Source organism: Pseudomonas sp. NPDC087346 (assembly GCF_044744235.1).
Lineage (GTDB): Bacteria > Pseudomonadota > Gammaproteobacteria > Pseudomonadales > Pseudomonadaceae > Aquipseudomonas.
Map to the genome: position 1 here is coordinate 2,446 of NZ_JBIUXX010000095.1, position 10,725 is coordinate 13,170.

8 protein-coding genes are annotated in these 10,725 nt (G+C 58.0%); all 8 read right to left on the reverse strand.

Annotated features, from left to right (window positions below):
• Positions 1–175 precede the first annotated feature (175 nt).
• Entirely contained in the window at positions 176–3,697 is a 3,522-nt protein-coding gene (gene dnaE, locus ACIOZM_RS29705; protein ID WP_401220759.1) for a DNA polymerase III subunit alpha, read from the reverse strand.
• A 76-nt stretch (positions 3,698–3,773) separates the two neighbouring features.
• Positions 3,774–4,400 (reverse strand): ribonuclease HII, encoded by a 627-nt coding sequence (rnhB, locus tag ACIOZM_RS29710; RefSeq protein ID WP_401220773.1) that lies wholly within the window; start codon positions 4,398–4,400, stop codon positions 3,774–3,776.
• 8 nt (positions 4,401–4,408) lie between these two features.
• Positions 4,409–5,539 (reverse strand): lipid-A-disaccharide synthase, encoded by a 1,131-nt coding sequence (gene lpxB / locus ACIOZM_RS29715; protein ID WP_401220762.1) that lies wholly within the window; start codon positions 5,537–5,539, stop codon positions 4,409–4,411.
• A 2-nt stretch (positions 5,540–5,541) separates the two neighbouring features.
• Positions 5,542–6,318 carry an acyl-ACP--UDP-N-acetylglucosamine O-acyltransferase gene (lpxA, locus tag ACIOZM_RS29720; RefSeq protein WP_401220765.1) on the reverse strand — a complete coding sequence of 259 codons (777 nt, stop codon included), beginning with the start codon at positions 6,316–6,318 and terminating at the stop codon, positions 5,542–5,544.
• Positions 6,315–6,755, reverse strand: coding sequence for a 3-hydroxyacyl-ACP dehydratase FabZ (gene fabZ, locus ACIOZM_RS29725; RefSeq protein WP_025110881.1), 441 nt, complete (start codon positions 6,753–6,755; stop codon positions 6,315–6,317). Before fabZ ends, lpxA begins: the two co-directional genes overlap by 4 nt.
• Before the next feature lie 106 nt (positions 6,756–6,861).
• On the reverse strand, positions 6,862–7,917 hold the full coding sequence (lpxD, locus tag ACIOZM_RS29730; protein ID WP_401220768.1) for a UDP-3-O-(3-hydroxymyristoyl)glucosamine N-acyltransferase: 1,056 nt from the start codon (positions 7,915–7,917) through the stop codon (positions 6,862–6,864).
• 3 nt (positions 7,918–7,920) lie between these two features.
• Positions 7,921–8,424 (reverse strand): OmpH family outer membrane protein, encoded by a 504-nt coding sequence (locus tag ACIOZM_RS29735; protein WP_007990260.1) that lies wholly within the window; start codon positions 8,422–8,424, stop codon positions 7,921–7,923.
• 45 nt (positions 8,425–8,469) lie between these two features.
• Positions 8,470–10,725, reverse strand: a 2,256-nt coding sequence (gene bamA, locus ACIOZM_RS29740) for an outer membrane protein assembly factor BamA (protein ID WP_401220771.1), incomplete at its 5' end; no start/stop codon positions are given.

The following is a 10,725-nucleotide window of genomic DNA, read 5'->3' on the forward strand; positions in this document are numbered from 1 at the left end:
GATCGGCTGTACGAAATCTAGAAAATTCGGGTTCATAGGCGTCCGTCTTGGGTCGAGTCCCAAGTGAGCTTGGGCCGGCCGGTTGTCTATTCGCGCCCTACCTTAAGGGAGAGGCGCGCTAAGGTCGAGATTAAAAATTCAGGTTGCGGGCGGGCAATTCGAGATTGCCTGCCGGTCAACGGTATTGGAGGAAGACGTTGTCTCGCCCGAACTGGTCACGCAAGGCTTGAATCAAGGCATCCGCCGGGTCGATTCGCCAGGTCTCGCCGAACTGCAGCAAGGTCTTGGCGTCAGGACTGGTGTACTCCATGGTGACCGGGCAGGCGCCACGATGACGCTTGAGCAAATCGCCCAGCCAGCGTAGCTGATCGCCCTTCAGATCCTGGGTCTGCAACTTCAGGCGCAGGCTCTCGGCCAGATTGGTTCGCGCATCTTCCATGCTCATCACACGCTTGACCCGCAGGCGCAGGCCGCCGGAGAAGTCATCGTTGCTGACTTCGCCTTCGACCACCACCATCGCGTCGGTCTGCAACAGCGACTGCGCGGAATGGAACGCATCGGCGAACAGCGACGCCTCGATCCGTCCGGAGCGGTCGTCGAGGGTGATGAAACCCATCTTGTCGCCCTTTTTGTTCTTCATCACCCGCAGGGCGATGATCATCCCCGCCACGGTCTGGGTATCCCGGGCCGGTTTCAGGTCGATGATGCGCTGACGGGCGAAACGGCGAATCTCGCCTTCGTATTCGTCAATCGGGTGACCGGTCAGGTACAAGCCCAAGGTGTCTTTCTCACCTTTGAGACGTTCCTTGAGGGTCAGCTCCTTGGCCTTGCGGTGATTGACGTAGACATCAGCGTCTTCTTCGACGAACAGCCCACCAAACAGGTCGACATGACCGCTGTCGTGGGTACGCGCGGTTTGTTCCGCGGCCTTGATCGCCCCTTCCATGGCATTCAGCAAGACCGCTCGATTGCGGTCGATATTGGCCTGATAGGCTTTCTGCTCGTCATGGAAGTAAGGCCCGAGACGATCCAGCGCACCGCTGCGGATCAAACCGTCCAGGGTGCGCTTGTTGATACGTTTGAGATCGACACGGGCGCAGAAATCGAACAGATCCTTGAATGGACCTTCCTGACGCGCCTCGGTGATGGCTTCCACCGGCCCCTCGCCCACACCTTTGATCGCGCCGAGGCCGTAGATAATCCGGCCTTCGTCATTCACCGTGAACTTGAACTCCGAAGTATTCACATCCGGTGCGTCGAGACGCAGCTTCATGGTGCGAATTTCTTCGATCAAGGTCACGACCTTGTCGGTGTTGTGCATATCCGCCGACAGTACCGCGGCCATGAATGGCGCCGGGTAGTGGGTTTTCAGCCAAGCGGTCTGGTATGACACCAGACCATAAGCGGCCGAGTGGGATTTGTTGAAGCCGTAACCGGCGAATTTTTCCACCAGGTCGAAAATGTTACCGGACAGGTCCGGATCGATGTTGTTAGCAGTGCAGCCTTCAATGAAACCGCCGCGCTGCTTGGCCATTTCTTCGGGTTTTTTCTTACCCATGGCTCGACGCAGCATGTCCGCACCGCCAAGGGTGTAACCGGCCATGACCTGGGCAATCTGCATCACCTGTTCCTGGTACAGGATGATGCCGTAAGTCGGCGCCAATACCGGCTTGAGGCCTTCGTACTGGTAGTCCGAGTGCGGATACGCCAGTTCGGCGCGACCGTGCTTACGGTTGATAAAGTCGTCAACCATGCCTGATTGCAGCGGGCCCGGACGGAACAGCGCCACCAGTGCGATCAAGTCTTCCAGGCAGTCGGGCTTGAGCTTTTTGATCAGCTCTTTCATGCCTCGGGATTCAAGCTGGAATACCGCAGTGGTTTCAGCTTTTTGCAGCAACTGGTAAGTCGGCTTGTCATCCAGCGGGATGAACGCGATATCCAGCGGCGGCTCATCAATCTTGGCGCGATCACGGTTGATGGTTTTCAGCGCCCAGTCGATGACCGTCAGAGTCCGCAGACCGAGGAAGTCGAACTTCACCAGACCAGCGGCCTCGACGTCGTCCTTGTCGAACTGGGTTACCAGACCGTCACCGGCCTCGTCGCAATAGATCGGCGAGAAGTCAGTCAGCTTGGTCGGCGCGATAACCACACCACCGGCGTGCTTGCCGACGTTACGCACAACGCCTTCGAGCTTGCGCGCCATCTCCCAGATTTCCGCGGCCTCTTCATCGACCTTGATGAAATCACGGAGGATTTCTTCCTGCTCGTAGGCTTTTTCCAGGGTCATGCCGACTTCGAACGGAATCATCTTCGACAGACGATCCGCCAGACCGTAGGACTTGCCCTGTACCCGCGCCACGTCGCGCACCACAGCCTTGGCGGCCATGGAACCGAAGGTGATGATCTGGCTCACCGCGTTACGGCCGTATTTCTCGGCCACGTAGTCGATTACCCGGTCACGACCGTCCATGCAGAAGTCGACGTCGAAGTCGGGCATGGATACCCGTTCCGGGTTAAGAAAACGTTCGAACAGCAGGTCATATTCCAGCGGATCGAGGTCGGTGATCTTCTGCACATAGGCCACCAGCGACCCGGCACCCGATCCACGACCCGGGCCAACCGGCACGCCGTTGCTCTTGGCCCACTGGATAAAGTCCATAACGATCAGGAAGTAACCGGGGAACCCCATCTGGATGATGATATCCAGCTCGAAATTCAACCGGTCGACATACACCTGGCGCTTGGCTTCGTAGTCTTCGGTGGTGTCCCTGGGCAGCAGAACGCTGAGGCGCTCTTCCAGACCGTCGAACGACACTTTGCGGAAATATTCGTCGATGGTCATGCCATCGGGAATCGGGAAGTTGGGCAAAAAGTGCGTGCCCAGCTTTACTTCGATGTTGCAGCGCTTGGCGATCTCGACGGTGTTTTCCAGCGCATCCGGAATATCACTGAACAGCTCGGCCATTTCCTCGGCGCTTTTCAGGTACTGCTGATCGCTGTAATTCTTCGAACGCCGCGGATCGTCGAGGGCGCGGCCCTCACCGATGCAAACGCGGGTTTCGTGAGCGGCGAAGTCTTCCTGCTTGATGAAGCGCACATCGTTGGTCGCAACCAGCGGCGCGCCGAGCTTGTCGGCCAGGGCCACGGCACCGTGCAGTTGCTCTTCATCGTTGGGACGGCTGGTGCGCTGGATTTCCAGGTAAAAACGATCGCCGAAAACCGCCATCCATTCGCGGGCGAGGTTTTCTGCTTCTTGCGGGTTACCGCTGAGCATCGCCTGACCGATCTCGCCCTCTTTCGCCGCCGAGAGCATGATCAGGCCTTCATTGGCCTCCGCTACCCACTCGCGCTCGATGATGATCGAGCCATTGCGCTGGCCGTCGATAAAACCGCGAGAGATCAACTCGGTGAGGTTGCGATAGCCCTTGGCGTTCATCGACAACAGGCTGATCCGGCTCAGCGGCGCGTCCGGGTCTTTGTTCGACAGCCACAGATCGGCGCCGCAGATCGGCTTGATCCCGGCGCCCATGGCGTTTTTATAGAATTTGACCAGCGAACACATGTTGTTCTGGTCGGTGACCGCCACGGCGGGCATGTTCATGCCGTTCAGGGCCTTGACCAGCGGCTTGATCCGCACCAGCCCGTCGACCAGGGAGTATTCAGTGTGCAGGCGTAGATGAACGAATGAAGCCGGCATAGTGATCCTGTCCAGAAACGTGAAGACAACAAGGCCCGGATTGTACCGGGCCTCGAACAAAACATCAGCCTTGTGACTAAACCTGCGCCAGACCTTCCAGCGCTTCGTAAGCCTGTCGAACCGGGGCGAACGAGCGGCGGTGAATCGGCGTCGGCCCGAGACGCACCAACGCTTCCAGATGAACGGGCGTCGGATAGCCTTTATGGCCGCCGATGCCGTAACCCGGGTAGATCAATTCGAATGCAGCCATCTCGCGGTCGCGGCTGACCTTGGCCAGAATCGACGCTGCAGCAATCGCTGGAACCTTGCTATCGCCCTTGACCACCGCTTCGGAGCGCATCGGCAGTTTCGGGCAACGGTTGCCATCGATCATCGCCAGTTTCGGCTGAATGTGCAGCCCGGCAATCGCACGCTGCATCGCGAGCATGGTCGCGTGCAGAATGTTCAGTTCGTCGATTTCTTCGACTTCGGCGCGGGCAATGCACCAGCTCAGGGATTTTTCGATGATCTCGTCGTAGAGCTTTTCGCGCCGGGCTTCGGTGAGTTTCTTCGAGTCGTTGAGACCGAGAATCGGCCGGTTCGGATCGAGGATCACTGCTGCCGTCACCACTGCACCGCACAACGGGCCGCGACCGACTTCATCGACGCCGGCAACCAGTTCTTCAACTTCGGCAACCAGAGTGAAATCCAGGCCCATCTGCATCGTCTTACTCATCGTTTCTGACCGATCAGGTTGAGGACGGCATCCGCCGCCTGATTGGAAGCATCCAGCCGCAGCGTGCGGTGAATCTCGTCGAAACCACGGGTCTGCTCTTCGCCACCCTCGATCAATGGCGACAGGGTCTGAGCCAGCGCCTCGACCGTCGCATCATCCTGCAACAATTCCGGGACCAGCAAACGCTGGGCCAGCAGGTTTGGCAGCGACACATACGGGCTCTTGACCATGCGCTTGAGAATCCAGAACGTCAGCGGGGCCAGTCGGTAGGCAACCACCATCGGCCGCTTGTACAACAGCGCTTCAAGGGTCGCGGTACCGGAAGCAATCAGTACAGCGTTGCAGGCTGCCAGCGCCAGATGTGACTTGCCGTCGAGCAAGGTCACCGGCAGATCACGGCCTGCGAGCAGCTCTTCGAGTTGCTCCCGCCGCTCAGGGCTGGCGCATGGCATGACGAAACGCACACCGGGACGCATCGCGCGCAGACGCTGCGCCGTATCGAGGAACAACGCACCGAGACGACCAACCTCCCCGCCACGACTGCCGGGCATCAACGCCACCAGCGGGCCATCGGGCAAGCCCAATTCAGCACGCGCAGCGTCACGATCAGCCTCAAGCGGAATCGCATCGGCCAGCGAGTGACCAACGAACCGTACCGGCACGCCTTTCTCTTCGTAGAATTTGGCTTCGAACGGGAACAGCGTGAGCATCAGATCACAACCTTCGCGAATCTTCAGCACGCGCTTCTGCCGCCACGCCCATACCGACGGGCTGACGTAGTGCACGGTTTTGATCCCGGCCTGACGCAGCTTCAGTTCGATATTGAGGTTGAAGTCCGGCGCATCGATACCGATGAACACATCCGGCTTCTCAGCGATCAGCGTGGCGATCAGGTGCTTGCGGCGCTTGAGCAACTCGCGCAGCCGACCGAGGACTTCCACCAACCCCATGACCGACAAGCGCTCCATGGGAAAGTAGGAAGTCAGACCTTCGGCCTGCATCAGAGGACCACCGACGCCGATGAACTCGACGGCTGGATGCTGTGCCTTTAGGGCACGCATCAGGCCGGCGCCCAGGATGTCACCGGAAGCTTCGCCCGCTACCAGCGCAATTCGCAGATTAGCCATGATCAGCGAGTGATGCCGCGAGTCGACGACTGGATCGAGTCACGGAAAATCGCGACTTCCGGGAACAACGCAGAAGGTTCTACCAACTCTGCCAGCGCCTGCTCGACAGTCAGCCCTTGGCGGTACACGGTTTTGTAGGCGCGGCGCAGAGCGTGGATCGCATCTTCGCTGAAACCACGACGACGCATGCCTTCAAAGTTCATGCTGCGTGCCTCGGCGGGGTTGCCGAACACGGTGACGAACGCAGGAACGTCTTTGCCAATGGCGGTACCCATGCCGGAAAAGCTGTGGGCGCCGATGTGGCAGTACTGGTGCACCAGAGTGAAGCCGGAAAGAATCGCCCAGTCTTCAACGTGTACATGCCCGGCCAACGCAGTGTTGTTGACCAGAATGCAGTTGTTGCCGATGACGCTGTCGTGACCGATATGGGCATACGCCATGATCAGGTTGTGATCGCCGAGGGTGGTTTCGGAGCGATCCTGAACAGTGCCACGGTGAATGGTCACGCCTTCGCGAATCACGTTGTGATCGCCAATCACCAGACGGGTTTCTTCACCTTTGTATTTCAGATCGGGCGTGTCTTCGCCTACCGATGAAAACTGGTAGATGCGATTGTGCTTGCCGATGCGGGTCGGGCCTTTGAGTACAACATGCGGCCCGATCACGGTCCCCTCGCCGATTTCCACACCTGCGCCGATGATCGACCACGGGCCGACCTCGACGCCATCAGCCAGAACGGCCGACGGATCGATGATTGCACGAGGGTCAATCAAACTCATAGTTTGCGTTCCGCGCAGATGATTTCAGCGGAGCAGACTGGCTTGCCGTCAACGGAAGCCTGGCATTCGAACTTCCAGATCTGGCGCTTGCAGCTGATGAAACGGGCTTCGAGGATCAACTGATCGCCCGGCAGAACCGGCTGACGGAAGCGCAGCTTGTCGGAACCAACGAAGTAATACAGGGTGCCGTCGGCCGGCTTCACGTCGAGCATTTTGAAACCGAGGATCCCGGCAGCCTGAGCCATCGCTTCGATGATCAGCACGCCCGGCATGATCGGATGCGCAGGGAAGTGACCGTTGAAAAATGGTTCGTTGATGCTGACATTCTTGTAGGCGCGAATGCGCTTGCCTTCAGTGTCCAGTTCCACGACCCGGTCTACCAGCAGGAACGGGTAACGGTGAGGCAGGTATTCGCGAATCTCGTTGATGTCCATCATTTCGGGGGGAAGCCTATGTAAAGATTGGGAGCGCGACTGACGCGCACTCCTCTAGCAAATCAAGGAGGCAGTCTAGAGGCTGTGCACACTTGATATGGAAATGGTATCAGCCATCAGATGAAGCATTGCCGTCGGGGGTCACTTCCCCTACGCGCTTTTCCAGCTGTTTCAAACGTCGTGCAATGTCATCGAGCTGACGGATGCGTGCCGCGCTTTTGCGCCACTCGGCAGCCGGCTGCATCGCTGTACCGGAAGAATAGGCGCCCGGCTCGGTAATCGAATGGGTAACCATGGTCATGCCGGTCAGGAAAACGTTGTCGCAAATATCGATATGCCCGACCAGACCAACACCACCGGCGAGCATGCAATGCTTGCCGATTTTGGTACTGCCGGAAATACCGACACACGCGGCCATGGCGGTGTGATCACCGACCTGGACGTTGTGTGCGATCTGAATCTGGTTGTCGAGCTTCACACCGTTGCCGATGACGGTATCGGCCAACGCACCGCGGTCGATGGCGGTGTTCACGCCGATCTCCACATCGTCGCCGATGGTCACGCCACCGATCTGGGCGATTTTCTGCCAGATGCCTTTCTCGTTGGCGAAGCCGAAGCCCTCACCGCCGAGCACTGCACCGGACTGAATAACCACTCGTTTGCCGATGCGCACGTCGTGATACAGCGTCACACGCGGAGCGAGCCAGCCGCCCTCGCCGATTTCGCTGCGGGCACCAATGAAGCAATGCGCGCCCAACGTGACTTGCGCGCCAATCTGCGCACCCGCTTCGATCACCACGAACGGGCCGATGCTGGCGGTTGGATCAACCACTGCATCTGCCGCAATCACCGCTGTCGGATGAATCCCGGCAGTGGATTTTGGCTTGGGATCGAACAGATGGGATATACGTGCATAAGCCAGATAAGGGTCCGGCACTACCAGCGAGTTGCCAGCATAACCTTCGGCATCAGCTTCTTTCAGCAATAGCGCAGCCGCCTGCGAGCCAGCCAGGTATTTGCGGTATTGAGGATTTGCCAGAAAGCTCAACTGAGCTGGGCCAGCCTCTTGCAAAGTGGCTAGCCCAGTAATTTGCTTCTCCGGGTCGCCACGCAGGGTGGCGCCGAGGAACTCGGCCAACTGGCCGAGCTTGATGGTCACGGTCATGGGTTACTTCAGCTGATTCATGCGCTCGATAACCTGGCGCGTGATGTCGTACTGAGGTTTGACATCGATCACTGCACCACGCTCGAACACCAGGTCAAAAGCACCTTTCTTGATGACTTCCTCCACTGCGCTATCCAGCTTCGGCTTCAGTTGCTTGAGCATTTCGCGGTCGGCAACTGCTTTGGCTTCGTTCAGTTCCTTGGACTGGAACTGGAAGTCACGGGCCTTTTGCTTGAATTCCAGCTCCAGACGCTCGCGCTCACCCTGTTGCATCTTGTCGCCACCGGCCATCAGGCGATCCTGAATACCCTTGGCGCTGCTTTCCAGAGTCTTGAGCTTGGTCAGCTGAGGACCGAATTTCTTCTCGGCATCCACGGCGTATTTCTTGGCCGCGTCGGACTCAAGCAGAGCCATCTGATAGTTCAGAACGGCGATTTTCATGTCGGCGAACGCCGGGCCTGCCACCAGTACGGAGGCCAGGAGAACCAATTGAGTCAACTTACGCACGATGCACTCCTACAAAATCCATTGTCGTTATCTTGGGTCAGACGCTTAGAACGTCTGGCCGAGGGAGAATTGGAACACTTGAGTCTCAGCGTCATTCGGTTTCTTGACTGGCATCGCCAAGGCGAAGCTCAAAGGACCCAGCGCGGTGACCCAGGTCACGCCTACACCGACGGAGCTGGCCATGTTGCTCAGGCTGATGTCGTTGCACTGAGTGTTGGCCTTCGTACCATCGGCATTGGTGGTCGATTTACACGTCGAATCGAATACGTTACCGACGTCCCAGAATACCGAGGTACGCAGGGAGCGCTGATCTTTCACGAACGGCAGTGGGAACAGGACCTCAACACCGCCCTGGATCAGCACGTTACCACCGAACGGAAGCGGATCCTGATCCGGGTCAGCCAGAGTACCTGTGTTACCGGTTACCGCCTGACCACGGCTCGGGGTACTGCGAGGACCCAAGGTGCTGTCCTTGAAGCCACGAACCGAGTTGAAACCACCAGCATAGTAGTTTTCATAGAACGGCAAGCCATCCGTCGAACCATAACCGTCGCCATAACCCAGCTCGGTGTGCAGGCGCAGGGTGTAGTTCTCGGTGATCGGCTGGAACAGTTGACCACGATAATCGAGTTTGAAGAACGACAGGTCGCTGCCCGGAATAGTGCTTTCCAGGGTCAGGCTCTGGGAACGGCCACGGGTCGGCAACACGCCTTTGTTCAGAGTGGACTCGGACCAGCCGGCCGACGCCTTGAAGTTCAGGTAGTTATCGCCTTCCTTGTTAACGAAGTCGAAAATCTCGTCAACGGTGTATTGGCCGGTCTTGATCTTGTCTTGCTGCGCGGACAGACCAAAGGTCAGACGCGAAGTCTCGCTGATCGGATAGCCCACGTTGACGCCGGCACCCAGGCTGTCTACCGCATAGCTTGCTACGTCGACGTCAAGGTCTTTGTAGTCAGTGGTGCGATAGAAAGCGTTGTAACCCAGGCTCACGCCATCGGCGGTCCAGTACGGGTCAACATAACCGAAGTTGTATCGGCTCTGGTATTCGCTTCGGGTCAGGCCAACGCTCACGCGGTTACCAGTACCGAGGAAGTTGTTCTGGGTGATCGAACCACCGAGGATCAGACCGGCGCTCTGTGCGAAACCGACGCTGGCGGTGATCGAACCGGACGCCTGTTCTTCAACGGCGTAGTTCACATCAACCTGGTCATCGACACCCGGCACAGCCGGCGTCTCGACGTTTACTTCCTTAAAGAAGCCCAGACGCTCAAGACGGGTCTTGGACTGGTCGATCAGGTAGGTCGAAGCCCAGCCACCTTCCATCTGACGCATTTCACGACGCAGCACTTCGTCCTCGGACTTGGTGTTGCCACGGAAGTTGATGCGGTTGACGTAAGCACGCTTGCCCGGATCGACTGCGAAGAGGATGTCCACGGTGTGGTCATCGTCATGCGGCTGAGGAATGCCGTTGACGTTGGCGAAGGTGTAACCCTCGTTACCCAGACGACGGGTAATCAGTTCGGACGTGGTGGTCATCAGCTTGCGCGAGAACACCTGGCCTTTCTGTACCAGCAGCAGGGACTTGACCTGGTCTTCAGGCACTTTCAGGTCACCGCTGAGCTTGACGTCACGTACGGTGTACTTCTCGCCTTCAGTGATGTTGACGGTAATGTAGACGTGCTTCTTGTCCGGGGTGATGGACACCTGGGTCGAAGCGATATCCATGTTGATATAGCCGCGATCCAGATAGTAGGAACGCAGACGCTCAAGGTCACCGGACAGTTTTTCGCGGGCGTACTTGTCATCGTTCTTGAAGAACGACAGCCAGTTGGTGGTCTTCAGCTCGAACAGGTCGATCATGTCGTCATCAGGGAAGACAGTGTTGCCCACCACGTTGATGTGCTGAATGGCAGCAACGGTGCCTTCGTTGATCTTCACCTTCAGGCCGACACGGTTACGCGGCTGCGATACCACTTCGGTATCGACGGTAGCCGAGTAGCGACCCTGCGCGACGTACTGACGTTGCAGTTCGTTACGAACACCTTCAAGGGTCGCACGCTGGAAGATCTCGCCTTCGGCCAGACCGGACTGCTTGAGGCCTTTCATGAGGTCTTCGGTAGAGATCGCCTTGTTGCCCTCGATCTCGATACTGGCAACCGACGGACGTTCAACGACCGTGATTACCAGAACGTTGCCTTCGCGGCCCAGCTGGATATCTTGAAAGAAACCGGTTTTGAACAACGCACGAGTGGATTCCACCAGGCGACGATCATCCGCCTGCTCACCGACGTTCAACGGCAA

Excerpts from the sequence above, each read along its gene's own strand:
- lpxA (WP_401220765.1), bottom strand. The coding sequence starts at position 6,318 with ATGAGTTTGATTGACCCTCGTGCAATCATCGATCCGTCGGCCGTTCTG.
- lpxB (WP_401220762.1), bottom strand. The coding sequence starts at position 5,539 with ATGGCTAATCTGCGAATTGCGCTGGTAGCGGGCGAAGCTTCCGGTGAC.
- fabZ (WP_025110881.1), bottom strand. The coding sequence starts at position 6,755 with ATGATGGACATCAACGAGATTCGCGAATACCTGCCTCACCGTTACCCG.
- lpxD (WP_401220768.1), bottom strand. The coding sequence starts at position 7,917 with ATGACCGTGACCATCAAGCTCGGCCAGTTGGCCGAGTTCCTCGGCGCC.
- dnaE (WP_401220759.1), bottom strand. The coding sequence starts at position 3,697 with ATGCCGGCTTCATTCGTTCATCTACGCCTGCACACTGAATACTCCCTG.
- rnhB (WP_401220773.1), bottom strand. The coding sequence starts at position 4,400 with ATGCAGATGGGCCTGGATTTCACTCTGGTTGCCGAAGTTGAAGAACTG.